This window comes from Streptomyces sp. NBC_00435 (assembly GCF_036014235.1).
GTDB lineage: Bacteria > Actinomycetota > Actinomycetes > Streptomycetales > Streptomycetaceae > Streptomyces.
Window position 1 is genome coordinate 104,956 of sequence record NZ_CP107925.1, and the last position, 26,171, is coordinate 131,126.

The following is a 26,171-nucleotide window of genomic DNA, read 5'->3' on the forward strand; positions in this document are numbered from 1 at the left end:
TCCCAGTGTCCCTCCTACCGGCCCGGACGGGCCACGGCCGCCCCCTGCCCCCCGATCAGCCGAACACCCGGCGCAGTTCCTCGTGGAAGCCCGGGAAGGTCTTCGCCACGCAGGCCGGGTCGTCGAGGGTGATGCCGGCGGCGCGCAGGCCGAGGACCGAGAAGGACATCGCGATGCGGTGGTCCCGGTGGCAGTCGATCGTCGCCGGGGTGGGGGCGCCCGGGTGGACGGTGATGCGGTCCGGGCCCTCCTCCACGCGGATGCCGAGTGCGCGGAGGTTGCCCGCGACGGCGGCGATGCGGTCCGACTCCTTCAGGCGGGCGTGGGCGATGCCGGTGATGGTGACGGGGGCGTCGGCGAGCGGGGCGATCGCGGCCATCGTCATGAAGGTGTCCGAGATGTCACCCATGTCGACCGCGAACCCGCCGCGCAGCGCTCCGGTGCCCGTGACCTCGGTCCAGTCCGCGGTCTTGGTCACCCGCGCCCCGGCGAGCCGCAGTACGTCCACGAACTCCGTGTCGCCCTGCAGGCTGGTGGCCCCCAGGCCCTGGACCCGTACGGTGCGCCCGGTGACGGCCGCCGCGGCGAAGAAGTACGAGGCGGTCGAGGCATCCGGTTCGATCGCGAGGTCGGTGGGCGCGTACCCGCCGGGGTGGACGGTGATCGCGGCGCCCTTCTCCTCGACGCGCGCGCCGAACTGCCGCATCAGGGACAGGGTCATGTCCACGTACGGACGGCTGACCAGGCTCGGCACGTCCACCGTGAGCGGTCCGCCCATCAGCGGGGCGGCCATCAGCAGCCCCGAGAGGTACTGGCTGCTGAGCCGGGAGTCCAGCTCGATGCGGCCGCCGGCCAGTCCCCTGGCGGTGACGCTGAAGGGGAGACCCGTACCGCGCACCTTCGCCCCGAGGCCGGTGAGCGCCTCCAGCAGCGGCCGCAGCGGGCGGGCCCGCAGCTGGTCGGAGCCGTCGAAGGCGATCTCGCCGCGCCCGGTGGCCGCGAAGGGCGGCAGGAACCGCGCGGCGGTGCCCGCGTCGGCGCACCAGACCCGGCCCGGTCCGGCCGGGCCGGTGCCGCGCCCGGTGACCTCCCAGACCTCGCCGGCGCCGTCCCCGTACCCGGAGCCGTCTCCGTAGCCGTACCCGCTGTCCCCGATGTCGCGCACCCCCGTGCCCAGGTCCACCAGAGCGGCCCGGAAGGCGAGGGTGTCGTCGCTGATCAGGGGCGCGCTCAGGCGGCTGCGGCCGGGGGCGGCGGCCGCGAGGAGCAGCGCCCGGTTGGTGATGCTCTTCGAGCCCGGGATGCGGGCTTCGAGCACGGTGGTGGCGCTCATCGGCCCGTGGCCTTGCGGAGCGAGCGCTCGAAGCTCGCGCGGGCGGCGGCGGCGACCTTCGGAGCCGTCAGGCCGTGCAGTTCGTACAGGGACTGGTACGGGGCGGAGGCGCCGAAGGAGTCGATGCCCAGCGAAGTGCCGGCCGCGCCGACCAGGGCGTACCAGCCGAGGCTGGAGCCCGCCTCGACGGAGACGCGGGCGGGCACCTCGGAGGGCAGTACCTCCTCGCGGTACGCCTCCTCCTGGGCCTGGAACCACTCCAGGCACGGCATGGACACCACGCGGGTGGCCAGGCCCCCGTCCTGCAGGATGCGCCGGGCGTCGAGGGCGATGGGCACCTCGCTGCCGGTGGCGATGAGGATGGCCTGGGGGCGGCCGCCGTCGGCCTCGGCCAGGACGTAGCCGCCGCGCGCGGCGCCCTCGGCGGGGGACAGGCCGCTCTCCTCGGTGCGTTCCAGGACGGGCAGGTTCTGCCGGGACAGGCACAGGCCCGCCGGGCGGTCGTCGTTCTCCAGGATGGTGCGCCAGGCGACGACGGTCTCGTTCGCGTCGGCGGGCCGGACCACGTCCAGGCCCGGGATGGCGCGCAGCGACCACAGGTGCTCGATGGGCTGGTGGGTGGGTCCGTCCTCGCCGAGCCCGGTGGAGTCGTGGGTCCAGACGTAGGTGACGGGCAGCTTCATCATGGCCGCGAGGCGGACGGCGGGGCGCATGTAGTCGGAGAAGACGAGGAAGGTGCCGCCGTAGGGGCGGGTTCCGCCGTGCAGGGCGATGCCGTTGAGGATGGCGCCCATGGCGTGTTCGCGGATGCCGAAGTGCAGGGTCCGCCCGTACTGGTGGCCGGAGTAGGCCTCGGTGGCCAGTTCCTCGGGGATGAAGGACGGTTCGCCCTTCATGGTGGTGAGGTTGGACTCGGCGAGGTCGGCGGAGCCGCCCCACAGTTCGGGCAGTACGGAGGCCAGGGCGTTCAGCACCTCGCCCGATGCCTTGCGGGTGGCGATCTGGCCGCCCGCGGGGAAGACCGGCAGGTTCTCCTGCCAGCCCTCGGGCAGCCGGCGCTCGGAGAGCCGGTCGAAGAGCTCGGCGCGCTCCGGGTTCAGGGCGCGCCAGTCGGCCAGGGTCTTGTCCCACTGGCGGTGCGCCTCGGCGCCGCGGTCGACGACCCGGCGGGCGTGGGCGAGGACTTCGGCGGGGACCTGGAAGGAGAGCGAGGGGTCGAGGCCCATCGCGGCCTTGGCGCCGGCGGCCTCCTCGGCGCCGAGGGCCGATCCGTGGATGCCGCCGGTGTTGCGCTTCTTCGGCGCGGGCCAGCCGATGATCGTGCGCAGCGATACGAGGGAGGGCCGGTCGGTGGTCTCGCGGGCGGTGGTGAGCGCCCGGTGCAGGGCCGCGACGTCCTCCGTGTACTCGGTGGCCTCGCCGGTCGCGGTCCAGTCGACCTCCTGGACGTGCCAGCCGTAGGCCCGGTAGCGGGCGAGGGTGTCTTCGGAGTGCGCGATCTGCCGGTCGTCCTCGATGGAGATGCGGTTCTCGTCGTAGAGGACGACGAGGTTGCCCAGGCGCTGGTGGCCGGCGAGCGAGCTGGCCTCGTGGGCGACGCCCTCCTCCAGGTCGCCCTCGGAGGCGATGGCCCAGACGGTGTGGTCGAAGGGGGAGGTTCCGGGGGCGGCCTCGGGGTCGAACAGGCCGCGCTCCCGGCGGGCCGCCATGGCCATGCCCACCGCGTTGGCGAGGCCCTGGCCGAGGGGGCCGGTGGTGGTCTCCACGCCCGGGGTGTGCCCGTACTCGGGGTGCGCGGGGGTCAGACTGCCCTCGGTGCGCAGGCCCTTGAGGTCGTCGAGGGTCAGTCCGTAGCCCGACAGGTAGAGCTGTGTGTACAGGGTCAGGCTGGCGTGGCCGCAGGACAGGACGAAGCGGTCGCGGCCGGCCCAGCGCGGGTCCTGGGGGTCGTGCCGCAGCAGCTGCTGGAAGAGCAGGTACGCGGCCGGCGCGAGGCTCATGGCGGTACCGGGGTGCCCGTGGCCGGCCGCCTCGACGGCGTCCACGGTCAGGGCGCGGGCGACCTCGACGGCCCGGCGGTCGGCGTCCTCCCAGAGCAGGGCGGACCCCTGCGGGGCGGTGGCGACGGTCATGACGGGCCTTCCTGTTCGGCGGATGCGGGGGCGAGTGCGGGAGCGAGTGCTCCGGCTGGTACGGGAACTGCGGCGCGGGCGGAGCGAGTGGCGCGGGCCGGCGCCGCGGAGACCGCGGCGCGGTCGGGAAGAACAGCGCGGACGGCGAAACCCGCGCGAGCCCCGGCCACGCCGGGCAGCAGCACCGGGGCCGGGAACGGGGACCGGGGCGCGGCGCCCGCTTCGGCGTGGGCGCGGCGGATCGCGCGGGCCCGGGCGTAGCGGACGGCGGGGCGGCTCACCGGGCGAGCCGTTCGTAGGCGGCCTCGAGGAGGGCCTCGTCGGGGGCGGACAGCAGGGCGGGACGGCCGATGGCGTCGAGGACGACCAGGCGCAGCCGGTTGCCCCGGGCCTTCTTGTCGATGCCCATCGCGTCGCGCAGCGGGGCCCAGGCCCCGGTGTGGGAGGTGGGCAGGCCGGCGGCAGCGAGCAGGGTGCGGTGGCGTTCGGCGTCGTCGGCGGACAGCCGGCCGTCGAGGCGGGCGAGTTCGGCGGCGAAGACCATGCCGGCGGCGACCGCGTGGCCGTGGCGGACGCGGTAGCCGGCGACCCGCTCGATGGCGTGGCCGAGGGTGTGGCCGTAGTTGAGGTGTTCGCGGCGGCCGTCCTCCCGGAAGTCCTCGGTGACGACCTCCGCCTTGACGCGGATGGCGCGCTCCACGAGCTCACGGGTGTGGACGGCGCCGGCCGGGTCCTCCTCGGCCAGCCGGAGGATCTCCGGGTCGGCGATGAACCCGGCCTTGATCACCTCGGCAAGGCCGCTGACGTAGTCCAGGGGCGGCAGGGTGCCGAGCAGGTCCAGGTCGCACAGGACCCCGGCGGGCGGGTGGAAGGCACCGACGAGGTTCTTGCCCTGGGGCAGGTTGACGGCGGTCTTCCCGCCGATGGCGGCATCGACCATGCCGAGGAGGGTGGTCGGCACGAGGACGAGCCGTACGCCGCGCAGCCAACCGGCGGCGGCGAAGCCGGCGAGGTCGGTGGTGGCGCCGCCGCCGACGGCCACGATGGCGTCGGAGCGGGTGAACCCGGCGTCCGCGAGGGCCCGCCACAGGCCCACCACGACGGTCATGTCCTTGGCGGCTTCGCCCTCGGGCACTTCGAGGGAGACCACGATGCGTCCCTCGTCGTTGAGTTCGCGCGCGATCCGGCGGGCCGTGGCCAGCAGCGTGCGGGAGTGGACCACGGCTACCCGCAGCGGTTCGGCGCCCAGCACGCGGCCGGTCTCACCGGTCAGTCCGTGGCCTACGACGGCCTCGTAGGGCCGGTCGCCGCCGACCGGGATGCGGGTGCTCCCCGTGAGGGTCGGCGTGCTCACCGGACGGCCAGGTTCTCGAGGTAGCTCCGGTGGTTGCGGGCGGTCTCGGCGAGGGAGTCCCCGCCGAACTTCTCCAGCGCGGCATGGGCGAGGACCAGCGCCGTCATGGCCTCGGCGACGACGGCCGCGGCGGGCACCGCACAGACGTCGGAGCGCTGGTGGTGGGCGACGGCCGGTTCACCGGTGGCGACGTCGACGGTGGCCAGCGCGCGCGGCACGGTGGCGATCGGCTTCATCGCGGCACGCACCCGCAGCGGCTCGCCGGTGGTCATGCCGCCCTCGACGCCGCCGGAGCGGGCGGTGCGGCGGCGGATGCCGTCCTCGCCCTGCTCGATCTCGTCGTGGGCGAGGGAGCCGGGGACCCGGGCGAGGCCGAAGCCGTCACCGAACTCGACGCCCTTGATGGCCTGGATGCCCATGAGGGCGGCGGCCAGGCGGGAGTCGATGCGCCGGTCGCCGTGGACGTAACTGCCCAGGCCCGGCGGGAGTCCGTACGCCAGGACCTCGACGACTCCGCCGAGGGTGTCGCCGTTCTCGTGGGCCAGGTCGACCTCGGCGACCATCGCGGCGGAGGCCTCCGGGTCGAGGCAGCGCACCGGATCGGCGTCCACGCGTTCGGTATCGCCCGGGCCGGGCACCACGCCCTCGGGGGCGGTGGCCGCGCCGAGCGAGACGACGTGGCTGACGATGGTGATCCCGTACGCCTGCTGGAGGAAGGCCCGGGCGACTTCGCCGACGGCGACGCGGGCGGCGGTCTCGCGGGCGCTGGCCCGCTCCAGCACCGGCCGGGCGTCGTCGAATCCGTACTTCTGCATCCCGGCGAGGTCGGCGTGGCCGGGGCGGGGGCGCGTGAGCGGGGCGTTGCGCGCCCTGCCCGCCAGCACCTCCGCGTCCACGCCGTCGGCGGCCATCACCGTCTGCCACTTGGGCCATTCGGTGTTGCCGACCTGGACCGACACCGGTCCGCCCTGCGTGAAGCCGTGGCGGACGCCGCCGAGGAAGGTCACCTCGTCCCGCTCGAAGGCCATCCGGGCGCCCCGGCCGTGGCCGAGGCGGCGACGGGCCAAGGAGTCGGCGACCGCCTTGGTGGAGATCTCCACCCCGGCGGGCAGGCCTTCGAGGACGGCGGTGAGGGCGGGGCCGTGCGATTCGCCCGCGGTGAGCCATCGCAAAGTACTCAAGGGTGATCCTCTGTCGTGCGGCGTGTGGCCGGCGTGGTCGGCGGTCGGTGGTCGGTGTCAGCAGGTGTCCGTCTGTCGGTCGGCGCTGAGCGGCAGGCGATGGGGCGATCTGCGGTGGGGCGGTCTGCGGTGAGTCGGTCTGCGGTGAGTCGGCAAGCAGTGCGCCGGTCTGCGGTGGTCCGCCGCGTCGGCCGGGCCGCGCCGGGGGGGCGACGGCCCGGCCCTGCGGCGGCGGTACCCGGCCGCCGGGGGGAAGGGCGGCCGGAGCAGCCGTACGCGGCCGTGGGGACGGCCGGTTCGGGGCGGAGACGCGGGGTCAGACCCCGACGGTCACCGGTGGGGCCTCGATCGGCCCCATGCGCTGGACGCGCCAGCCCGCGGTCAGCAGGCCCTGCGCCATGTTCACGGCGGTGCCGCGGGCCACCATCAGCTCGACCAGGCCGCTCTCCTCGCCGGGCGAGTGATCGATGGTCATGTCCTCGATGTTGACGCCGAGTTCGGCGGCGTTCGCGAGGAGCCGGGCGAGTTCGCCGGGCTGGTCCCCGATCAGGACGCGGACCGGCGCGCACGCGGGTACCGGGTGTCCGTGCTTGCCGGGGATGCGGTCACGGCCGCTGAGGCCGCGGCCGAGCAGGTCGGCCAGGAGCGTGGTGCCCTGGGCGCGTTCGTCGGCGTCGTCGGTGGCGAGGCCCCGCAGGGCGGCCACGGTGACCTGGAGGTCCTCGGCCAGTTCGGTCAGCACGTCGGCTACCGCGGTGGCGTTGGACTCCAGGATGTCGCTCCACAGCCGGGGGTCTCCCCCGGCGATCCGGGTCACGTCGCGCAGTCCCTGGCCGGCGAGGCGGCAGGCGTCCTCCGGGAGGTGCTGGAGGCGGGCGGCCATCAGCGAGGCGACGACGTGCGGGGTGTGCGATACGCGGGCCACGGCCCGGTCGTGGACGTCGCTGTCCATCACGACGGGGACCGCCCCGCACAGGGAGACCATCATGAGCGCCATGTTGAGCGCTTCGCGTCCGGTGTGGGCCGTGGGTGTCAGGACCCAGGAGCGGCCCTCGAAGAGGGTGGCGCAGGCGGCGAGCGGGCCGGAGCGTTCCCGGCCGGCCATGGGATGTCCGCCGATGAAGGTGACGGGGTCGGCGCCGGCGGCCAGTACCCCGATCTCCGGCTCGGTCTTGACGCTGGCGACGTCGGTGTACGAGCGGGCCAGGCCGAGCTTCTGGTGGATGGCGAGCACCGCGCCCACCTGGGCCGGCGGGACGGCCAGTACGGCCAGGTCCACGGTGTTCTTCGGGGGGCCGACGGTACCGGCGCCCAGTGAGGCGGCGGTACGGGCGGCCGAGTCGTTCTCGTCGATGAGGTGGACGGCCACCCCGCGACGGGAGAGGGCCAGGGCGATGGAGGTTCCGATGAGTCCCGTCCCCACCACCGCGGCGGAGCGGATCATCTGGGATCCCCGGCCGTGGCGAGGTCCTGGCGCAGGGCCGCCGCGCCGCCCAGGTAGATGTGCTTGATCTCGGGCTTGGCCAGGTCCGTCTCGGCGTACGCGAGGATCCGCACCACGCGGGGCAGGGACCCGGCGATGTCCAGTTCCTGCGCGCACATCAACGGCACGTCGGTCACGCCCAGTTCACGGGCGGCCACCGCCGGGAACTCGCTGACCAGGTCCGGGGTCGCCGTGAAGAGCACGCTGACCAGGTCCTCCTGGTCGAGCCCGTTGGCGACGAGCATCTCCTGGAACAGCTTGCGGACCCCGTCCAGCAGGTGGACCCGCTCGTCGACTTCCAGCTGGATGGCACCGCGCAGGGCACGCACGGACATGGTCTTCTCCCTTTGCTGAGGACGGTACGTCGATCGGTCGCGCGGGGTCAGGCGGCGGCGGGTACGGCTTCGCGGCGGGCCGCCGGCGCTCCCCGGTCCCGGTACAGCTCCGCGACCTGGAAGGCGAGGTCCAGCGACTGCTTGCGGTTCAGGCGGGGGTCGCAGGAGGACTCGTAGCGCTGGCCGAGGTCGGTGAGGCGGACCTCGGCGCCGCCTCCGACGCACTCGGTGACGTCGTCGCCGGTCAGCTCGATGTGGATGCCGCCGGGGTGAGTGCCGAGCGCCCGGTGGACCTCGAAGAAGCCGGTGACCTCGTCGAGCACGTCGTCGAAGTGGCGGGTCTTGTGGCCGCTGGGGGCCTCGAAGGTGTTGCCGTGCATCGGGTCGCAGATCCACGCGGGGCGCGCGCCCTCGGCGGTGACCTTGGCGAGGAGCTCGGGCAGGATCTCGCGGATGTTGCGGGCGCCCATGCGGGTGATGAAGGTGAGGCGGCCGGGCTCGCGCTCCGGGTCGAGCTTGTCGATGAGCCGCAGCGCCTCGTCGGCGGAGGTCGTGGGGCCGAGCTTGACGCCGATGGGGTTGCGCACCTTGGAGGCGAACTCGACGTGGGCGCCGTCCAGCTGACGGGTGCGCTCACCGATCCAGATCATGTGGCCGGAGACGTCGTACAGCTCGCCGGTGCGGGCGTCGGTACGGGTCAGGGCGGCCTCGTAGTCCAGGAGCAGCGCCTCGTGGCTGGCGAAGATCTCGGAGGAGTGGACCGCGGCCGGGTCGGCGCCGCAGGCGGCGAGGAAGGTGAGGGCGTCGTCGATGTCGCCGGCGAGGCGCTCGTAGCGCTCTCCGACCGGGGAGGCGGCGACGAAGTCGCGGTTCCACTCGTGGACCTGGCGCAGGTCGGCGTAGCCGCCCGTGGTAAAGGCCCGTACGAGGTTCAGGGTAGCGGCGGAGGAGTGGTACATCCGCTTGAGCCGCTCGGGGTCCGGGGTGCGGGACTCCGGGGTGAAGGCGAGGCCGTTGACCGAGTCACCGCGGTAGACGGGCAGTTCGACACCGTCGCGGATCTCGGTGGGTTTGGATCTGGGCTTGGAGTACTGCCCGGCGATCCGGCCGATCTTCACCACGGGCACGGAGCTCGCGTAGGTGAGGACGGCGGCCATCTGGAGCAGGGTGCGGACCTTGTCGCGGACCTGGTCGGAGCTGACGGCGTCGAAGGTCTCGGCGCAGTCACCGCCCTGGAGGATGAAGGCTTCTCCGCGGGCGACGTCGGCGATCCGTTCGCGCAGGCGGTCGCACTCACCGGCGAAGACCAGGGGCGGGTAGGAGGCGAGGTCGTCGAGCGCGGAGCGCAGGGCGACCGGGTCGGGGTAGGCCGGCTGCTGGGCGGCGGGCAGCAGCCGCCAGGAGTCGACGGCCGTGGCGTGCGTGGTGAGGGTCATGGTGGCTGGTGCCTCGATCGGTTTCGTTCGGAAAGGGAAGAGGTGTGGGCCTGTCGCCGCCCGGGGTTGGCGGCCCGGGGTGCCGGGGGACCGTACGGCCGTGCGGCCGCACGGTCCCCCGGCAGGCAATCCGTTGCTGGAGCCTGTCTCACCAGGGGCGACCTAGACCGGCTCGCGCACCTCGGAGGGCGCGGCCGCGGGGGCCTGGGCGTCGGCCTCGGAACCGGCGGCCTGGTGGCCCTTGGTGAGGCTGAAGAAGAGCAGACCGCCGACGCCGAGGATGGCGATGACGATGCCCATCGGAACCGCGCTGTCCTCACCGGCGAGGCCGACGAGCGGGACCACGGCCGCACCGATCAGGTGCTGGGACAGTCCCAGCAGCGCGGCGGCCGAGCCGGCCACGTCACCGTGGTCCTGCAGGGCCAGGGCGAAGGAGTTCGGCAGGACGAGGCCGACGCTGGAGACGACCACGAAGAGCGCGACGAGCATCGGGGCCAGACCGGCGTCGGTGAGGACGACCGCGAGCAGGCCGAGGCCGCCGACCGCGGAGGCGGTCAGACCGGTCGCGAGCAGGGCGCGCGGGCCGGTCTTGTGCACGATGCGGCCGCTGACCTGCGCGGCGATGACCAGGCCGAGGGCGTTGACCGCGAAGACGGCGCTGAAGCCCTGCGGGGACATCCCGTGGATGGACTGGAGCACGAAGGTCGAGCCGGAGATGTACGCGAACATCGCGGCGAAGGCGAAGCCGCAGGCCAGGTTGTAGCCGACGAACACCCGGTCGGTGAGCAGCCGGCGGAAGATCGGCCCGGTGGCCTTGAGGCCACCGCTGACGCGCCGTTCGGCGGGGTGCGTCTCGGGCAGTGCGCCGGCGACGCCGAAGAGCATCAGGGCGCCGATGATGGAGAGGGCGATGAAGATGCCCTTCCACGAGGTGAGCAGCATCAGCTGGCCGCCGAGAACCGGGGCCAGGATCGGCGCGATGCCGGTGATGAGCATCAGCATCGCGAAGAACCGGGCCGCGGCGGGCCCGGTGTGCCGGTCGCGGACCACCGCGGAGGCGATGACGATGCCGGTGGCGCCGCCGAGGCCCTGGAGGGCGCGCAGGCCGACCAGGGTCCAGATGTTCGGGGCGAAGGCGCAGAGCAGCGCGGTGACGGCGAACAGCCCGAGGCCGGCGATGAGCGGACGGCGGCGGCCGAGCGCGTCACTGACCGGGCCGGCGATGAGCTGGCCGATGCCGAGGCCGAGCAGGCAGGCGGTGAGGCTGAGCTGGGCGGCCGAGGCGCTCGTGTTCAGGTCTTCGGCGATCTGCGGAAGACCCGGGAGGTAGGCGTCGTTGGACAGCGGTCCAAGGGCGGTGAGTGCACCGAGGATGATGGCGAAACGGGCGAGCCCGGCGCCCTTCGGTGTCGCGGGTGAAGTCATTTTCTGAGATCCCCTCCGGGGAACGCGGAATCAGTAGGCGACGGTGATGCGGGTCTGGATCGCGTCGCCGCGCTCCAGTACGTCCGCGAAGGCGACCGCGTAGTCCGCGATGCTGATGCGGCTCTGGCCTTCGGAGTCGACCAGGAGCTGTTCACCGCCGACGCGATAGGTCCCGGTGCGCTCACCGGGTTCGATCTGTGCGGCCGGGGAGATGAACGTCCAGTCCAGGGCGTCCGCCTGCCGGTAGAGGCCGAGCGCCTCGCTCTGGGCGAGGGCGTTCTGCTTCCAGACGGCCGGGAAGTTGGGGTTGTCGATGACCTTGACCCCCGGGGCGACCTCGAGGCTGCCGGCGCCGCCGAGGACCACGACGCGGCGTACGCCGCTGCGCGTCAGACCCTCGATGAGCGCGTTGGCGGCACCGACGATGATCTTGCGGTCGTCGTCGACCCCGAGCTTGGGGCCGACGGCCGAGCCGACGGCGTCGTAGCCCTGCGCCGACAGTGCGGCCACGGTGTCCGCGCTGGTGGCGTCGCCGGCGACCACCTTGAGGTCCTCGTGGCTGTTGCCCGCGATCTCGCCGGTGCGGGTCACGCCCGTGACGGAGTGCCCACGGGAGAGCAGTTCACCGGCGATGGCGCTGCCGATGTGACCGCTCGCTCCGAAAAGCAGGATGTTCATGCTTGTGCCTCTTCTTCCTGGGTGATTCTTCGCGGGGTGTTGTCGGACGACGCGACCCTCCGCGGACTAGTCCTCTTCGAGGAAGTCGGGCTGTTCGCGGATGATCTCGTCCCAGAGCAGCTGGAAGCTGAACCAGCCCAGCTGCTCGTTGCCGAAGCCGTCCCCCGCGGCCACGGCCTGCTCGTGGGTGAAGCTCTTGGGCGTGCCCGCCGCCCGTGCGAGCAGCTGCACCTGGGCGCAGCTGTCGTAGGTGAAGAACCAGTGCACGGCCTCGTCCAGCGATCCGCCGACGGTTATCAGGCCGTGGTGGCGCAGCAGGATCGCGCGGTTGTCGCCGAGCCTCTCGGCGATGTCGCGGCCGAGCTCGGCGGAGACCGAGGGGCCCTCGTACTCTTCGTAGAGGACCTGGCGGTTGTAGAAGGCGGCGGACTCCTGGTCGATGGGGTCCAGCAGGCGGCCCAGGGCACCGAGCGCGCGGGAGTGGGCGGTGTGGCCGTGTGCGGCCGCCGTGGCGCCCGGCGCGAGCTCGTGGATGGCGGAGTGGATGACGAAGGCGCTGGGGTTGACCCGGTGCCTGCCCTCCACGACGTTGCCCGCGGAGTCGACGCAGATCAGGTCCGCGACGCGGACCAGGTTGAAGGAGACGCCGAAGGGGTTCACCCAGAACCGGTCCTCGTGCTCCGGGTCACGGACCGAGATGTGGCCCGAGATGCCCTCACCGAAGCCGTACTTGCCGAACAGCCGCAGCGCGGCGGCGAGCCGCTGCTTGCGGTGCCGGCGGGTCTCCTCGTGGGTGGCGAAGACCGGCTCGCTGGGGATCGGCAGGCCGGTGTGCGTGTCCGCCAGGTAGGCGGGCCGGTCGGTCTCGGTGACGCTCATGCTCGGGGGTCCTCATCTCCGGATCGTGTTCCGGTAGCGGTACGGGTGCGGGTGGCGGCCGGGCCGTGGGCGGGCTGACCGCCCCGGCACCGGCCGTGAGCGGGGCTAGACCGTGAGCAGGACGTCCTCGTTCTCCTGGGTCGCGGCCGTGACGGTCTCGGCGTGCTGCAGGATCGCGCCGACGATGTCCTGGCTGCGGTCGACCAGCGAAGGGATGCCGAAGGTGAAGAAGAGCGAACCGGCGGCGATGTTGCCGAGCCCGTACAGGCGCGGGTCGGGCCTGCCGTTGGTCGTCAGCTGGCTGGTCGGGCGCGCTATGTGCAGGCCGCCGTGCGGGTGACGGCTGGCGACCCGGCTGCGCATCAGCGAGGTGACCAGGGGCGCGGCGCTGGTGGGTATGCGCCCCTCGGAGGCGTTGACCGCGCTGATGACGCGGTCGGCCGTGAAGTCGTGGCCCTCGGCGGTGACGACGTCGAAGCCCGTCTCGGGGTTGGGGGTGATGTTCTGCAGACCTGCGACGATCTCCAGCTTTCCCGCCTCGACGAGGTCGAGGAGGACCCCCGCGCTACCGGGCGGCATCGGGCAGCACAGGCTCATGATCGTGCGGTAGTGGGCGCGCAGCAGCTGGACCTTGTCCTGTTCGCGCAGCATCGGCCAGACGTCGGGTCCGGTCTCGGGGACGGCGCGCTGCAGGATCCGCAGGCCCATGTGGGGCGAGTCGACCTCTTCGATCTGCCGGCGCAGCCGGTCGACCGGGTCCTCCAGGTCGACGCGGATGATCTCCGAGACCACCGCGTCGAGGTCGGCGCCGACATCGCGGAACTCGGCCCGCATGATGGTGGCGATGTCCGCGAGGCTGACCTCGGGGTGGATGGCGGCCAGTTCCTCCATCCGGTGCGGCGTGAAGTGCCGCAGCTCGAAGGGGACCGCCTTCTGCCGGACACCGGGCAGGACACCCCGGCGCGAAAGAAGGCTGATCTTCCCCTGGTGTCCCTGGGCCGCCAGCGACAGGATGATGTCGATCGCGGTCAGGCCGCTGCCGATGATCGCGACGTGCTCCCGCTCACCGACGTCCGCCAGCTTGTTGACGATCGGGTACGGGTCCCCGACGAAGCCGGGGGTGTCGCCCAGACCGTAGACGTCCTTGGGGCTGTCGCCCCCGACGCACAGGATGGCGTAGTCGAAGGCGCGGGCGCGGCCGTTGCCGGTGCGCAGCAGCACCCGGTTGGCGGCGCGGCTGGCGGAGGTGACGCCCTCTCCGACGAGGTCGACCCGCCAGCCCTGGCGGCGCAGTTCACCGAGCGCGGCGTAGGCCGTCTGCTCCAGGTACTCGCCGTAGACGGTGCGGGGTGCGAAGCGGCTTCCGGACCAGCGGTCGACTCCGGTGCGTACCCCTATGACCTTGTCCCGGGTCTCCAGCCAGTTCTCGAAGTGCTGGAGGTCGCCGGCCCGCACGGACATGTCGTCGGGCGTCGCGTTGACCTTGAGGGTCTCGGTGTCGACCTGGTAGGCACGACCGCGCCACAGGTGCGGTGACGGTTCGAAGACCGTGAGGCTGCCCGGTTCGCTTTGTGTTCGCGACAACGCGTCGATCAAGCAGACTGCAGCCGCGCCTCCTCCGACGATACCGATCGAGAATCCACGGGACATGTGTCAGTCACCTATCAATTCGTGGAAGGCGCGGGGTCGTCGTGCGCCGGCCTTGCTGTCCGCGATCACGGTGGCCCTTCCTCGCCTACTCCGGGGATTCAGTGGAAGCCGCCGGCCACCCCCGGTGCGGCGGGGGTGAAGCCGGTCAGCCAATGGGTTGGGAGACTCCGAATCAGGCTGCGGAGTGCTTGAAGTTCTTCATCGAGACCGTGTAGTCCTGCCGGTTGGCGCGGTAGTCGATGCAGTACTCCTGCGGGTACCAGCCGCCGATCTGCCACTGCTGCGGCTGCTTGATGGGCCAGCAGCGGCTCGGGTTGACCCCGGTGGCGATGCCCTCGAACCAGGCCTTCGTGATCATCGGCTCGAGGAAGCTGATCTTGGCGTCGTAGGCCCCGTAGATGAAGGTCTGGGTGAAGGCGACGGAGCTCCACTCGGGCGAGTTGAGGTCGATCAGGTGGTTGCCCATGGCCGCCTCGGCCACGTTGTTGTTCACGTAGTCCGTCGGCAGGTACTGCGGGGGAATCGGCTTGATGGCCGTCGCGTAGTCGTCGCAGTTGATGGCCAGCCCACAGGGACCGCTGCGGATCGCGTCGCGCTCCGCCTTCGGCTGCGTGTAGAAGTGGAAGTCGAAGTGAGGCACGTCGTAGATGTGCTCCGGCCCGTGGCCCATCGGGTTGAAGTTGACCAGGGCCCACTTCAGCGGCATGCCGGGCAGCGAGGTGAGCTGCGAGGGCAGGTCCAGGGGACGCTCGTGGCCACCGACGCACTCGGTGTGCTGGTCGACGGTGCCGTCACCATTCACGTCGTAGCAGTGGTGACCGTCGGTCATGGTGGTCGGAAGGTTGGTCAGCATGGACTTGGGGAAGACGATGCCGACGGTCTGCGGCTTGACGCCGTTGACCTGTGCGTAGGTACGCACCGTGCCGTTGCCCAGCGCGCTCGGGGTGCCGTACGAGGAGCACGGACCCGCGTAGGAGAGCGTCTCCGAGAGGAGCACTTCGGCGGCCCACGGGGCGACCTTGACCGCCCGCTCGCGGGTCGGGGCGTCCCTGGTGACCAGACAAACGGACACCGAGCCCGACGAGACCGCGGCGGCCTCCGCACTGGTCTGCGTGGCCTGGGCCGGCATGCTCGGCCAGATCAGCAGCGTCATGGCGGATATGGCCAGGGCCGCTCCGAGGAGCGCCCGCCAGCTCAGCAACTTCTTCGCTCGCACGTCACACCTGTTCCAGTTCGAATCTGTGGAATCCGCCCTGAAGGAAGATCAGGGGGGTCTGGGTCTCACGGGCACCCATGGCGACGACTTCGCCGATGATCATCACGTGGTCTCCGGCCACCACGTGGTCGCGCAGGCTGCACTCCATCCAGGCCGCCGCGTCGAACAGCAGCGTCCCGGTGGCCTCGCCCGGGGCCCCGGCCACCTCGGTCAGCGCCTGGTCGCGCTCGGGCCGCCGGCGCGCGAACGCGCGCGCGGTGGACTCGCCCTCGGCTCCGAGGATCGAGATCCCGACGACGCCGGTGCGCAGCAGCTCGGCGAAGAACTCCGAGTCGTGGCGGAAGCTCAGGGAAACCAGCGGCGGTTCCAGTGAGACGGAGGTGAGCGAGTTGACGGTGATCGCGTTGTGGGTGCGTACGCCGTCGTCGTCGGTGTACGTGCTGACGACGCAGACCCCGGTGGCGAAGGAGCGCATCACATCGCGCAGGTCGTGGTTCATGGCCGGGCCTCTCTGCTGGGCGCGGACGGGTGCGCGCGGCGCTTCGGCCGCGGGCACCCGTCCGTACGCGGGCTGACGGGTCAGTTCTCCTGGGCCCAGCGGCCGCGGGTCCAGCCGTCGAGGTCGTAGTCGTCCATGGCCCTCTGGACGAGGTCGCCGTAGTTGTCGAGCAGGCCGGCGCCGCGGGACCAGTTCAGGGTGTCGAGGCGGACCTGGTCGGGACCGCCGGCGTAGTTGAGCTCGTAGAGCTCGTGGCGGGCGCCGAACTCGGTGCCGATCGCGTCCCAGGCCAGCTTGAAGAGCTTGGTGCGCTCCTCGGCCGTGGCGCCGGTGCCGCGGTAGTAACGGTCGAGCAGCGGGCGCAGCTCGGGGTTCTGCAGGTCCTTGGCGCTGGACGGGGTCATCAGCAGCGCGCCCGCGAGGTGCTCCTCGAAGAAGCGGTGCGTGCGCTCCCAGCTGAGCGGGGCGAGCGCCCGGTAGCCGGCCGAGTAGTCCATGCGCGGCAGGACGGTGCCGGCCGGGCCGGCCTCCGGGTCCAGGGCCATGGCGCTGGTGACGGCCCAGGTCTGGTGGCGCCAGGCCAGCAGTTCGCCGAGGCCGGCCTGGACGCCGCGGAAGCCGTCCGTGCCGTTGATGCGGGTGCCCTTGTCGAGGATGCCCGCCATGAACTCGAGCTTGACCGACATGCGGATCGCGCCCTGGAAGAAGCCGCGGGAGAGCAGGCCGGAGCGCGGGAAGTACTGGTGGATCTTCTCGGTGTCCCGGTAGATCAGGACGTTCTCCCACGGGATGAACGCCTTGTCGAAGACCAGCACGGCGTCGTTCTCGTCGAACCGGCTGGAGAGCGGGTTGTCGAACGGGCTGGTGGCCTTGCCCTCGTAGGAGGTGCGGCAGACGACCTTCATGCCCGGGGTGTTCAGCGGCGCCATGAAGGCGAGCGCCATGTCCTCGGCCTTGCCCTTTTCGAGGTTGGCCAGGTGGATCTGGCCGACGAAGGCGACGTTGCTCAGTGCCGAGGCGGTGGCCATGAGCTTGGCGCCCTCGACGACGATGCCGTCCTCGCGCTCCTCGACGACCTTCAGGTAGACGTCGCGGATCTCGTGCGCCGACTTGTTGCGGTCGACGGGCGGGTTGACGATCGCGTGGCTGATCGAGAGGCCCTGGCGGGCGTACTTCTCGTACCAGGCGCGGGCGTTGTCGCCGAAGGGCTCGTAGAAGTCGTGGGTGACGGCCAGGCCGGCCATGAACGACGCCTTGTAGTCGGGCGTGCGGTTCATGAAGCCGTAGCTCAGGCGGGCCCAGTGCTCGATGGCGTCACGGGCCTTGAGGAGTTCCTCGGGCGAGTGCGCCGGGGTGAAGAAGCGGTGGACGCGGTAACCCGTGTACCGGTCGACCGTCGTCATCAGGTCCTTGGTGTCCGGGTGGTGGAGCGCGTCGTAGAGGTGCGCGGTCGACCTAGCGGCGTTGGCGAAGGCCGGGTGCGTCGTCACGTCCTTGACGAGCTCGCCGTCCACGAAGACCTGGCGACCGTCACGCAGGCTCTCCAGGTAGGAGTCGCCCGTCATGAGGTCGTTCGGAGCCTCGCCGGCCGACTGATCCACTATCGGGACCTGACCCATTTTGGTGTCCTCTCCAGGGGTAATACACGCGACCGCTGCCGGGCGCACAGTTCGATTGATCCCGAGCGTAGGCTCGCTCGAGCATCAGCTCTTGCGGGGCTGCGCACGGACAATTGCCCATCTACGCCAACTCTGGCGGCATCACGTTCTTGGTGGCGCGTCAACGGGTAGGAGAAGAAAACCTGTTGACGTTGCCGAGGCACTTCGGGAACGTGTCCGCATAAGGCGGAACGATGAATTCCGAATGGCCGGAAATAGCTGCGGCCCGGCATTGATCCAGGAAATTCGGATACACAGCCGGGCCGTATGTAAAAAGAATTGCTAAAAGATGTCCGACGCGGCTGGTCAGGCGGCGGGACGGGTACGGCCGGCGGCGGCCGCGTCGATACAGGCCGCTTCGGCGATCAGAATGATCTTCTCGACGTGCGGCAGCAGTCGGATGCCCGCCTCGGTGAGCTGGACACGGCCGCCGGCGCGATGGAACAGCGGCGCACCGATGTAGTCCTCGAGGTTCTTGATGTGGGCGGTGACGCTGGGTTGCGAGTAGTGGAGGTTCCGGGCGGCACGAGTGAAGCTCATCTCGGCGGCTACTTCGCGGAACGAGCGTAACTGCTGGAACTGCACGGCAGGGGCTCCCTTCTGCGAGGCTCAGAGCCTCGTAGGAAAGAAACATACCACGGTGCAGGTATAACTGCACCGGCGAGACCTCGCCCGTCCGCATCCCGGGCAAGCCCGGACATACCTGTGGCCATGCCCGCAGGGAGGGCATGGCCACAGGTCAGCCGCTGCTTCGTGGTTGACAGCGGGTTTTGCGGAATGGACTAGTCGGACATCTCCATCGGAGAGAGGAGGTCCCTGGCGATCTGCGGGAGCAGACGGTCGATCAGCAGGCCCGTGCGCGCGGATCCGTCGGCCGCGCGCGGGATCACGTCGACGGCCACGGCGTGCGAGAGCACCCACGGCATGCGCCGCTCGCAGGCGGCCAGCGCGGCCTGGCGTCCGCCGGCCTCCTGGTCCTCCTCCAGGAGCGGTACGAAGGCCACCACCAGCGTCTCGCCCACCTCGGGCAGCTGGGTGCGCATCACCGCGATGTCCTGGACGCAGGGCAGGTCGAGGAGTTCGAGCTCGAGCGCGAAGAAGGCCGTCTCGAAGTCCTCCACCAGCACCTCGTCGTACGGCTGGTCGTCGAAGGAGGGCAGGTTCACGCGGACATCTCCTGTTGCATCGACTGCTCAAGCTGCAGGTTCAGAGTGATGATGGGCAGTACGGCGTCGAGCAGGTCCCCGGTGCGGATGCGGCCCGTCGGGCTGTACGGGATGGTGTCGACGGCGATGACGTGCGCGGGCAGCGACGGGACCCGGCGGGCACAGGCCGCGCTGAGCGCCTGGTAGCCGGTGGCCTCCCGGCCGACCGCCACCGCGATGAAGGGCACCACGATCGCGTCGCCGAGCACCGCGCTGCTGACCCGCATGACGGCGGTGTCGCGCAGGCAGGGCAGGTTGAGCAGGTCCGACTCCAGCCGGAACAGCTCGGTGTCGACCGCCGAATCACGGACCACCAGTGGCACGTCGGTGACGCGCCCGGTGACCAGCAGCCGGCCGGTCTCGTCCACGTAGCCGGACTCGTCGGTGACCAGGAAGCGCTCCGCGCCCCAGCCGAGGTCCAGCTCGGTGACCTCGGTCTCGCCGTCCAGGTAGGCGTCCATCACCTGGTGGCCCGCGTAGGCCAGGCGTCCGGTCTCGCCCTGCTGCACCGGCTGCCCGTCCTCACCGAGGACGGCGACGGTCGTGCCGAGGGTGGCGTGGCCCGACCGCGGCGGCGAGACCAGCAGTTCCTCGGGGCCCATGACGGCGGTGAGTCCGGTCTCCGGGGTGCCGAGCGCGGTGTGCAGCACCGGACCGAGGCGCTCCCAGGCCGTGTTGACGGTCCATCGGCCCAGGTGGGCGCCCGGGGTGAGGAGGAACCGCAGGTGGCGGGTGCGCGGCGAGGGCTCGGCGTTCTCGGGCAGCGTGAGCACCGAGTGCAGGGAGGCCGGGGTGATCACTCCGGTGGTGACGCGTTCGCCGACGAGCAGGGTGCTCAGCGCCTCGGCGCCGGCTCCGTCCGCGAGGACGACGGTGGCGCCGACGCCGAGCATCGTGCGGGTCAGCGCCAGGGCGGTGGACTGGGCCGGCGGGGCGGAGGCCAGGTGGACGTCGTCCCGGTTGAGGCCGAACTCGTCGACGAGGTCGACCAGGTGGCGGCCCTCGGAGGGAGTGCGGCGCACGGCGATCCGGGAGGGGCCGTCGCTGCGCGCACTGACCGCGAAGGACTCGTACGGCCGGGGCGCGGGCAGGGTCCGCAGGGCTTCGGTCGAGGTCAGGACGTCGAAGTTGAGTGCCTGGTGCTTTCCGGGGGCGGCGGGCGCGCCGGGCGCGGTGACACCGTCCAGGAGGACGTGCAGGGCCTGCGGGCCGCTGGGCCAGACGAGCTGGTCGAGGGTGGCACGGTGGTCCGAGGTCACGAAGACCAGGGACGGCTCCAGCCAGGTGAGCACCTGGCCCAGGTCGTCCGCGCCGCTCTCCGGGTCGAGCCCGGTGCAGGAGACGCCGAGGGTGGCGCAGGCGCTCATCGCGACGGTCAGCTGCCAGCTGTTGCCGGCGAGGAAGACCGCGCGGACCGGGCCCTCCGCGGGCAGGTGCTCGGTGAGTCCGGCCGCCGTCCGCTCCACGGTCTCGGCGAACTGGCCCCAGGTCAGCCGCACCTGGCCGTCGACCAAGGCATCCCGCGTCACGCCGCCCGCCGCGTGCCGGCGGATGTCATCGAGCTTGATCATGTGGGTTCTCCGTGGTCGGTCAAGAGCCTCGTGTGTGGCTCGGGGCCGCGCCCATGGAAACAAACCTGCATGAAGGTAGGCAACCGTCATCGGAAGTTCTGATGTGGATTGCCCGGAACCGGAATGAGTAGCTCAAAAACCTCCGCCGGGCGTCGAGGACGCCCGGCGGAGGTGAGGCAGGAAAGGGGAAGGAAGGAGGGGCTAGGCCTGGGCCGCGGCCGGCTCCACGACATCGGGCTCGGCCTCGGCCTGTTCCCGGAGGTGTTTCTCCAGGTCAGCGACGACCCGGTCGGCCCGGCCGGGGGCCATGTCCAGTTCGGCGAGCACGGTCGGCAGCGCGATGATCGGCATGATGTGCCGGAGCAGGACGGACACCCGGACTTCCAGGTCCTCCCAGTCGGTCATCACTTCCGAGAGCACCTGGACTCCGGTGAAGGCTCCGACGAAGAGGTTGGCCACCGCGTCCAGGTCCACGTGCGCGTGGAGTTCACCGAACTCCCGGGCCTGCCCGAGCGCGAAACGGTTGTGGTCGATCCAGTCCTGGTAGGGCCTGAGGCGGTCCGCGTGATGACTGCCCCGTTCCAGGGAGAGCCTCAGGCTGCCCTGCACGATCGGATCACTGCGGATCTGGACGGCGAAGAGCATGCCCTTGTCGATCAGTTCCTGGAGGCGCGTGCTCCGGGGTACGACCGGGAAGCCGATTGTGTCGATCTGGCTGGCCAGGACGGCCTGGGCGAGTTCTTCCTTGCCCTTGAAGTAGTAGTAGAAGGCGCCCTTGGTGAGCCCGAGCCTCTGGTAGACGTCCGCGATCGTGGCTCCGTTGAAGCCCTTTTCCGCAAAGACGGCGCCGGCGGCCTCGACGATGAGTTGCCGGGTGCGCCGGGAAGTCTCCCTCTGGGACACCCTCGCTCCTTCCACGTTCCTGCCGGCCAATCATGCACCTCCTCGGAGGTACGAGCATGTCACCGAAAACAGCCGTTGCAAATTATACCAGGCAGCACGTATCTTGCGGCGACCGGGACATACCATCACTGGCTCGAATCTGCCTTGGAGCCCGGAGGGGGAGTTCATGTTAATCACTTCATATATGCGCGAAACCACCCAAAGACAGACGGCTTGGATCTCAGATGCAAGGCCTCCGGCTGTACCCAACTGGCTCGTGCACCGCCCCGACACCTCCGAAGTCTTCCTGTCGGACTGGGAACGAACCGGTACCGACCGGTTCAACGTGACTCTGCGTTGGCCGGAAAATCATCCGTTCCATACCGCACTGCACGGTTTTCGTTCCCCCGCCGTCATCGCGGAGGCCATCCGCCAGACCGGCATCCTTCTCTCCCACGCCGAGTACGGCGTCCCCCTGGGGCACCACTTCCTGATGTCCGACATCCACTACCAGATCGACCCAGAACTCCTGGAGGACACCGGCTCCCCCGTCCACATGGACGTCACCTGCACGGACATCAACCGCCGGGGCACCCGCTTCTCCGGCATGGTCTGCCACATGACCGTGGTGCAGGACGGCCGGGTCATCGCGACCGGCGGAGGCAGCCTGACCTGCACTTCTCCCGGTGCGTACCGTCGGATGCGGGGCGAGTTCGCGGACGCCCGACCGCTCCTGCCCGTACCGGAGCCGGTGCACCCCGCCCTCGTACTGCGGTCCGACCCGAGCCATGTCCTGCTGGCTCCCACCAGGGATCCCCGCTGCTGGACCCTGCGGTCGCACACCGCCAACACGACTTTGTTCGCACGTGAAAACGATCATGTACCCGGCATGGCGCTCCTGGAGGCCTCCCACCAGGCCGCCTTCGCCGTCGCGGGCACCACGCGCCTGTACCCCACCGCGCTCCGCCTGACCTTCGACCGGTACGCGGAGTTCGACACCCCCTGTCTGATCCAGGCGCAGCCGGTGACCCGGACCCGGGACAACACCCTGTCCTTGAGCATCACCGGTCACCAGAGCGGGCGCCGGGTCTTCCTCGCCCTGCTCGCAGGAATTCCCGTTTCCGCCTGATCTCTTCCCTTTCAGCAAAATTGGACGTTTGAATCCACTGATCCACTGGCCGAGACACCGCGCACGCGAAGTGGCGGGAAGGGCTCGCTCGTGCCAGCCTGTGACGTCGTCAGATTCATCACCAGAAGAGCTGTAGGAGGGATACTCCTGTGAGCAGGCAGTGCCCGTTCGTCATCGATCCGCTCGGCCAGGACATTCACGGAGAAATCAAGGAAATACGCTCCCGTGGGCGCGCCGTGAAGGTCGTGCTGCCCGGTGGAGTGGAGGCGTGGTCCGTCACGGACTACGTGCTCGTGAAGCGCCTGCTCACCGATCCCCGGGTGTCGAAGGACGCCTACCGGCACTGGCCGGCGTGGATCAGCGGAGAAGTCGACCAGGAGTGGCCGCTGGCCATTTGGGTCTCGGTGCAGAACATGGTCACCGCCTACGGCGAGGAGCACACCCGCCTGCGCAAGCCCGTGGCGGGAGAGTTCACCATGCGCCGCGTGGCGGCCCTGCGGCCCCGCGTCGAGGAGATCGCGTCCGAGCTGCTGGACCGCCTGGAACAGGCACCCGCCGGTCAGCCCGTGGACCTCCGCAAGGAATTCGCCCACGTACTGCCGCACGCCGTTGTCTGCGAGCTTTTCGGAATTCCGCATTCCGCACGTGATCCGCTGCAGAAGGTCATCGACAGTTTCTTCGCCACCTCGATCACTCCCGAGGACGCGATGGCGAATGGCATCGTCATGTACGAGATCCTGAACGAGGTCGTGGCGTACAAGAGGGAAAATCCCGCCGACGACCTGACCACGGGACTCGTCGCCGCGCGCGACTCGGGTTCGGCGGAAATGAGCGAGAAGGAACTGCTCGACAACCTCATCCTCCTCCTCACCGCCGGCTACGAGACGACGGTGAACCTCATCGACAACGCGGTCGTCTCCCTCCTCGCGCACCCTGACCAGCTCGCGCTCATCCAGGACGGCAAGGCCTCCTGGGACGATCTGATCGACGAGTCCGTGCGCGTGGACCCGCCCGGCGCGCACAGCGTCCTGCGCTACGCCGTCGAGGCGATCGAGATCGACGACGACGTACGGATCCCGCAGGGCGACCCGATCCTCATCTGCTTCGCCGGCGTGGGCCGCGACCCCGTGCACCACGGAGCCGACGCGGACCTGTTCGACGTCACCCGCGGGACCCGCGCCGACCACGTGTCGTTCGGGTACGGAGCCCACCACTGCCTCGGGGTGAACCTCGCCCGCATGGAGGTGGCCATCGCGATGTCGGCGCTCTTCGAGCGGTTCCCCGACATCGCCCTGGCCGTCCCGGCCGGGGAACTGCGGCCGAAGTTCTCGTTCATCTCGAACGGGCACCGCACGGTTCCCGTGCTCCTGGGCACGCCCAAGGGGTCTGTTTCCAGCCAATAGTGCCGGGGGCGACCGCTCCCGGAAGACTCACCGGACCGCACCAGACGAAAGACTGACATGACGGAAAAGACCGGCCTCCTGGTAGGCAGGCGTGCCCTGATCACCGGCGCGAGCAGCGGAATCGGGGCGGCGGCCGCCCGGGTGTTCTGTGAGAACGGGGCGTCAGTGCTCCTCACTGCCCGGCGCGAGGAAGAACTGGCGGCGCTCACCCGCGAGTTGACGGGCAAGGGCTTCACCGCGGCCTACGCGGTCGTCGACGTGGCCGACCCCGAAGAGGTCAAGGGAGCCGTGGACAAGGCGGTGGAACTCTTCGGAGGTCTGGACGCCGCCTTCAACAACGCGGGGCTGGGCACCGTCCCGGCGCCGCTGCACCTCACGGAGGACGCGGACTTCGAGGCCGTCATGGCCACCAACGTCCGCGGTACGTGGAACTGCATGAAGTACGAGATCGCCGCGATGTTGCCCGAGGGCGGGGCGATCGTGAACAACAGCAGCGTCGCGGGCCTGGTCAGCACTCCGGCGGCCGCCGCGTACATCGCGTCGAAGCACGCGATCATCGGTCTGACGAAGGCCGCCGCCGAGTACTCCGCCCAGGGCGTCCGGGTCAACGCCATCGCCCCGGGCACCACGCGCAGCGAGATGATGGCCCAGTGGTTCGACCTGAACCCGGGCATCGAGGAGCAGTTGCACGCCATGGCTCCGCTGCCCCGCACGGCGGACCCCCGCGAGATCGCGAACGCGGCCGCCTGGCTCCTCAGCGACCAGGCGTCATTCGTCGTCGGGGCGACCGTCCCGGTGGACGGCGGCTGGACCGCCCGCTGAGGGGAGCCCCGACCGCCCGCTGAGCGCGGCCCCGGCCGGCCGTCAGCGGGCGGAGCCGTCCGTCAGCGGCCCGAGCCGAACTCGACACCGACGCGGCAAGGCACCAGCGCCGGGCGCTCGGGCCCGCCGGAGAAGAGCGCGCGGGCGTGCTCCGGGTCGAGGGTGAACTCGATCCGGTCGCAGTCGCCCGGGCGGTCGGGCGGGCCGACGACCAGGTGGAAGGCGACCGCTCCGGTGGCGTCGTGCGAGGTGGTCACGACCGCGTCGACGACACCGGAGATGTCGTGGGAGAGCAGGGCCTCTATCTGGCGGACGTGTGCGGTGGTCATGGCGGTCATGGCGGGGTTCCTCCTGGTGGGTCCTGCGGGTCAGCCGAGTGGCGGGGCCCCGTCGAGCAGCGGGTGACCCCAGCGGCGGACGAAGGCGGCTTCGACGGCGGCGCCGACCCGGTAGAGCCGGTCGTCCTTCATCGCCGGGGCGATGATCTGCAGTCCGACCGGGAGGCCGTCCTCCGGGGCCAGGCCGCAGGGCAGCGACATGGCGGAGTTGCCGGCCAGGTTGGTCGGGATGGTGCACAGATCAGCGAGGTACATGGCGAGGGGGTCGTCGACCCGCTCGCCGATGGGGAACGCGGTGGTCGGCATCGTCGGGGAGACGATGACGTCCACCTCGGCGAACGCCCGGTCGAACTCCCGCATGATGAGCGTGCGGACCTTCTGGGCGGAGCCGTAGTACGCGTCGTAGTAGCCGGAGCTGAGCGCGTACGTGCCGAGGATGATGCGGCGCTTGACCTCGGCGCCGAAACCGGCCTCCCGGGTCAGCGCGGTGACCTCCTCGGCGGACCGGGCGGTGTCGTCGCCGACGCGCAGGCCGTAGCGCATCGCGTCGAAGCGGGCCAGGTTGGACGAGGCCTCGGAGGGCGCGATCAGGTAGTAGGCGGCCAGCGCGAGGTCGAAGGACGGGCAGTCCAGTTCCACGATCTCGGCGCCGAGTTCCCTCAGCAGTTCCACCGACTCCTGGAACCTCAAGATCACGCCATCCTGGTAGCCCTCGCCGGCGAACTGCTTGACGACGCCCACCCTCATGCCCTCGACCGATCCGGACCGGGCCGCCTCGACGACCGGCGGGACCGGGGCGTCGATGGAGGTGGAGTCGAGCGGGTCGTAACCGGCGATCACCTCGTGCAGGAGCGCGGTGTCCAGGACGGTGCGGGCGCACGGTCCACCCTGGTCCAGGGAAGAGGAGTACGAGACCAGCCCGTAGCGGGAGACCCCGCCGTAGGTGGGCTTCACCCCGACGGTGCCGGTCAGTGCGGCCGGTTGACGGATCGAGCCGCCGGTGTCGGTGCCGACGGCGAGCGGAGCCTGGAACGCGGCGAGCGCGGCCGCGGAGCCGCCGCCGGAGCCTCCGGGGACCCGGTTCAGGTCCCAGGGGTTGCCGGTGGGCCCGTAGGCACTGTTCTCCGTCGAGGAACCCATGGCGAACTCGTCCATGTTGGTCTTGCCGAGGATGACCACACCGGCCGCCTTGAGCCGCCGCGTCAGGGTGGCGTCGTAGGGCGGGATCCATCCTTCGAGGATCTTCGAACCGCAGGTCGTCGGGACCCCGACGGTCGTGAACGTGTCCTTGAGGGCGAGCGGTACGCCGGCCAGCGGGCCGGGCTTCTCGCCGGCCTCGCGCTTGGCGTCGACGGCGCGCGCCTGCGCGAGGGCGCCCTCACGGTCGACGTGCAGGAAGGCGTGGACCTTCCCGTCGGTCGCCCCGATCCTGGCCAGATGGGCCTCGGTGACCTCGACGGCCGTGAGTTCCCCGGAGGCGATCTTCGCGGCGGTCTCGGCGGCCGGGAGTCTGATGATGTCCCACATGTGCGTCTTCCTTGCCTGTGCGTGCCGGGCGGGCG

The 26,171-nt window shown here is 70.9% G+C and carries 24 protein-coding genes; 3 read left to right on the forward strand and 21 right to left on the reverse strand.

Annotation, left to right across the window (positions count from 1 at the left end; genetic code table 11):
* Positions 1-55 precede the first annotated feature (55 nt).
* The 19 genes from aroA to OG389_RS36375 form a co-directional block, all read right to left on the reverse strand.
* On the reverse strand, positions 56-1,333 hold the full coding sequence (aroA, locus tag OG389_RS36285; protein WP_328304604.1) for a 3-phosphoshikimate 1-carboxyvinyltransferase: 1,278 nt from the start codon (positions 1,331-1,333) through the stop codon (positions 56-58).
* Entirely contained in the window at positions 1,330-3,465 is a 2,136-nt protein-coding gene (gene tkt / locus OG389_RS36290; RefSeq protein WP_328304606.1) for a transketolase, read from the reverse strand. The genes aroA and tkt overlap by 4 nt, the downstream gene beginning before the upstream one ends.
* Positions 3,462-3,746 carry a hypothetical protein gene (locus OG389_RS36295; RefSeq protein WP_328304608.1) on the reverse strand — a complete coding sequence of 95 codons (285 nt, stop codon included), beginning with the start codon at positions 3,744-3,746 and terminating at the stop codon, positions 3,462-3,464. Before OG389_RS36295 ends, tkt begins: the two co-directional genes overlap by 4 nt.
* Positions 3,743-4,819, reverse strand: a complete 1,077-nt coding sequence (aroB, locus tag OG389_RS36300) for a 3-dehydroquinate synthase (RefSeq protein ID WP_328304610.1) — start codon at positions 4,817-4,819, stop codon at positions 3,743-3,745. The genes OG389_RS36295 and aroB overlap by 4 nt, the downstream gene beginning before the upstream one ends.
* Positions 4,816-6,000, reverse strand: coding sequence for a chorismate synthase (gene aroC, locus OG389_RS36305; protein ID WP_328304612.1), 1,185 nt, complete (start codon positions 5,998-6,000; stop codon positions 4,816-4,818). The genes aroB and aroC overlap by 4 nt, the downstream gene beginning before the upstream one ends.
* 316 nt (positions 6,001-6,316) lie before the next feature.
* On the reverse strand, positions 6,317-7,441 hold the full coding sequence (locus OG389_RS36310) for a prephenate dehydrogenase (RefSeq protein ID WP_443059492.1): 1,125 nt from the start codon (positions 7,439-7,441) through the stop codon (positions 6,317-6,319).
* Positions 7,441-7,818, reverse strand: coding sequence for a chorismate mutase (gene aroH / locus OG389_RS36315; RefSeq protein WP_328304616.1), 378 nt, complete (start codon positions 7,816-7,818; stop codon positions 7,441-7,443). The genes OG389_RS36310 and aroH overlap by 1 nt, the downstream gene beginning before the upstream one ends.
* 47 nt (positions 7,819-7,865) lie before the next feature.
* On the reverse strand, positions 7,866-9,254 hold the full coding sequence (locus tag OG389_RS36320; protein ID WP_328304618.1) for a class II 3-deoxy-7-phosphoheptulonate synthase: 1,389 nt from the start codon (positions 9,252-9,254) through the stop codon (positions 7,866-7,868).
* Between the two features lie 162 nt (positions 9,255-9,416).
* Positions 9,417-10,679: a multidrug effflux MFS transporter gene (locus OG389_RS36325; protein WP_328304620.1), complete on the reverse strand. Its 1,263-nt coding sequence runs from the start codon at positions 10,677-10,679 to the stop codon at positions 9,417-9,419.
* Between the two features lie 30 nt (positions 10,680-10,709).
* Positions 10,710-11,357 (reverse strand): NAD(P)-dependent oxidoreductase, encoded by a 648-nt coding sequence (locus tag OG389_RS36330; protein ID WP_328304622.1) that lies wholly within the window; start codon positions 11,355-11,357, stop codon positions 10,710-10,712.
* 66 nt (positions 11,358-11,423) lie between these two features.
* A complete protein-coding gene (locus OG389_RS36335) occupies positions 11,424-12,236 on the reverse strand; it encodes a class II aldolase/adducin family protein (RefSeq protein ID WP_328304624.1) in 813 nt (270 codons plus the stop codon).
* A gap of 105 nt (positions 12,237-12,341) precedes the next feature.
* Positions 12,342-13,886 (reverse strand): FAD/NAD(P)-binding protein, encoded by a 1,545-nt coding sequence (locus OG389_RS36340; protein WP_328304626.1) that lies wholly within the window; start codon positions 13,884-13,886, stop codon positions 12,342-12,344.
* Between the two features lie 172 nt (positions 13,887-14,058).
* Complete coding sequence (locus tag OG389_RS36345) at positions 14,059-15,102, reverse strand: hypothetical protein (protein WP_328304628.1); 1,044 nt, start codon at positions 15,100-15,102, stop codon at positions 14,059-14,061.
* A gap of 1 nt (position 15,103) precedes the next feature.
* The gene (locus OG389_RS36350) at positions 15,104-15,601 is read right to left on the reverse strand and encodes a flavin reductase family protein (protein WP_328304630.1); all 498 of its coding nucleotides are present in this window, start codon (positions 15,599-15,601) and stop codon (positions 15,104-15,106) included.
* 80 nt (positions 15,602-15,681) lie between these two features.
* Positions 15,682-17,220 carry a 4-hydroxyphenylacetate 3-hydroxylase family protein gene (locus tag OG389_RS36355; RefSeq protein ID WP_328304632.1) on the reverse strand — a complete coding sequence of 513 codons (1,539 nt, stop codon included), beginning with the start codon at positions 17,218-17,220 and terminating at the stop codon, positions 15,682-15,684.
* Positions 17,221-17,565: 345 nt separating this feature from the next.
* Positions 17,566-17,844 (reverse strand): LysR family transcriptional regulator, encoded by a 279-nt coding sequence (locus tag OG389_RS36360; RefSeq protein ID WP_328304634.1) that lies wholly within the window; start codon positions 17,842-17,844, stop codon positions 17,566-17,568.
* A gap of 197 nt (positions 17,845-18,041) precedes the next feature.
* The gene (locus tag OG389_RS36365) at positions 18,042-18,425 is read right to left on the reverse strand and encodes a hypothetical protein (RefSeq protein ID WP_328304636.1); all 384 of its coding nucleotides are present in this window, start codon (positions 18,423-18,425) and stop codon (positions 18,042-18,044) included.
* Positions 18,422-20,035 carry a class I adenylate-forming enzyme family protein gene (locus OG389_RS36370; protein ID WP_328304638.1) on the reverse strand — a complete coding sequence of 538 codons (1,614 nt, stop codon included), beginning with the start codon at positions 20,033-20,035 and terminating at the stop codon, positions 18,422-18,424. Before OG389_RS36370 ends, OG389_RS36365 begins: the two co-directional genes overlap by 4 nt.
* A gap of 201 nt (positions 20,036-20,236) precedes the next feature.
* Entirely contained in the window at positions 20,237-20,938 is a 702-nt protein-coding gene (locus tag OG389_RS36375) for a ScbR family autoregulator-binding transcription factor (protein ID WP_328304640.1), read from the reverse strand.
* A gap of 184 nt (positions 20,939-21,122) precedes the next feature.
* On the opposite strand from OG389_RS36375, the gene OG389_RS36380 reads away from it, so the two are divergent.
* From OG389_RS36380 to OG389_RS36390, 3 genes are all read left to right on the forward strand, one after another.
* The gene (locus OG389_RS36380) at positions 21,123-22,046 is read left to right on the forward strand and encodes a ScbA/BarX family gamma-butyrolactone biosynthesis protein (RefSeq protein ID WP_328304642.1); all 924 of its coding nucleotides are present in this window, start codon (positions 21,123-21,125) and stop codon (positions 22,044-22,046) included.
* Positions 22,047-22,195: 149 nt separating this feature from the next.
* Positions 22,196-23,449, forward strand: coding sequence for a cytochrome P450 family protein (locus OG389_RS36385; RefSeq protein WP_328304644.1), 1,254 nt, complete (start codon positions 22,196-22,198; stop codon positions 23,447-23,449).
* A 57-nt stretch (positions 23,450-23,506) separates the two neighbouring features.
* On the forward strand, positions 23,507-24,271 hold the full coding sequence (locus OG389_RS36390; RefSeq protein WP_328304646.1) for an SDR family NAD(P)-dependent oxidoreductase: 765 nt from the start codon (positions 23,507-23,509) through the stop codon (positions 24,269-24,271).
* A gap of 62 nt (positions 24,272-24,333) precedes the next feature.
* On the opposite strand, the gene OG389_RS36395 is transcribed toward OG389_RS36390, so the two are convergent.
* Both OG389_RS36395 and gatA read right to left on the reverse strand, forming a co-directional pair.
* The gene (locus OG389_RS36395; protein ID WP_328304649.1) at positions 24,334-24,609 is read right to left on the reverse strand and encodes a hypothetical protein; all 276 of its coding nucleotides are present in this window, start codon (positions 24,607-24,609) and stop codon (positions 24,334-24,336) included.
* Positions 24,610-24,639: 30 nt separating this feature from the next.
* Positions 24,640-26,136: an Asp-tRNA(Asn)/Glu-tRNA(Gln) amidotransferase subunit GatA gene (gene gatA / locus OG389_RS36400; protein ID WP_328304651.1), complete on the reverse strand. Its 1,497-nt coding sequence runs from the start codon at positions 26,134-26,136 to the stop codon at positions 24,640-24,642.
* Positions 26,137-26,171 lie beyond the last annotated feature (35 nt).

Coding starts and splice junctions, on each gene's coding strand:
- OG389_RS36320 (WP_328304618.1), bottom strand. CDS start 9,254: ATGACCCTCACCACGCACGCCACGGCCGTCGACTCCTGGCGGCTGCTG.
- OG389_RS36330 (WP_328304622.1), bottom strand. CDS start 11,357: ATGAACATCCTGCTTTTCGGAGCGAGCGGTCACATCGGCAGCGCCATC.
- gatA (WP_328304651.1), bottom strand. CDS start 26,136: ATGTGGGACATCATCAGACTCCCGGCCGCCGAGACCGCCGCGAAGATC.
- OG389_RS36355 (WP_328304632.1), bottom strand. CDS start 17,220: ATGGGTCAGGTCCCGATAGTGGATCAGTCGGCCGGCGAGGCTCCGAAC.
- OG389_RS36325 (WP_328304620.1), bottom strand. CDS start 10,679: ATGACTTCACCCGCGACACCGAAGGGCGCCGGGCTCGCCCGTTTCGCC.
- OG389_RS36350 (WP_328304630.1), bottom strand. CDS start 15,601: ATGAACCACGACCTGCGCGATGTGATGCGCTCCTTCGCCACCGGGGTC.
- OG389_RS36335 (WP_328304624.1), bottom strand. CDS start 12,236: ATGAGCGTCACCGAGACCGACCGGCCCGCCTACCTGGCGGACACGCAC.
- OG389_RS36370 (WP_328304638.1), bottom strand. CDS start 20,035: ATGATCAAGCTCGATGACATCCGCCGGCACGCGGCGGGCGGCGTGACG.
- aroA (WP_328304604.1), bottom strand. CDS start 1,333: ATGAGCGCCACCACCGTGCTCGAAGCCCGCATCCCGGGCTCGAAGAGC.
- tkt (WP_328304606.1), bottom strand. CDS start 3,465: ATGACCGTCGCCACCGCCCCGCAGGGGTCCGCCCTGCTCTGGGAGGAC.
- aroH (WP_328304616.1), bottom strand. CDS start 7,818: ATGTCCGTGCGTGCCCTGCGCGGTGCCATCCAGCTGGAAGTCGACGAG.
- OG389_RS36390 (WP_328304646.1), top strand. CDS start 23,507: ATGACGGAAAAGACCGGCCTCCTGGTAGGCAGGCGTGCCCTGATCACC.
- OG389_RS36380 (WP_328304642.1), top strand. CDS start 21,123: ATGCGCGAAACCACCCAAAGACAGACGGCTTGGATCTCAGATGCAAGG.
- OG389_RS36395 (WP_328304649.1), bottom strand. CDS start 24,609: ATGACCGCCATGACCACCGCACACGTCCGCCAGATAGAGGCCCTGCTC.
- OG389_RS36340 (WP_328304626.1), bottom strand. CDS start 13,886: ATGTCCCGTGGATTCTCGATCGGTATCGTCGGAGGAGGCGCGGCTGCA.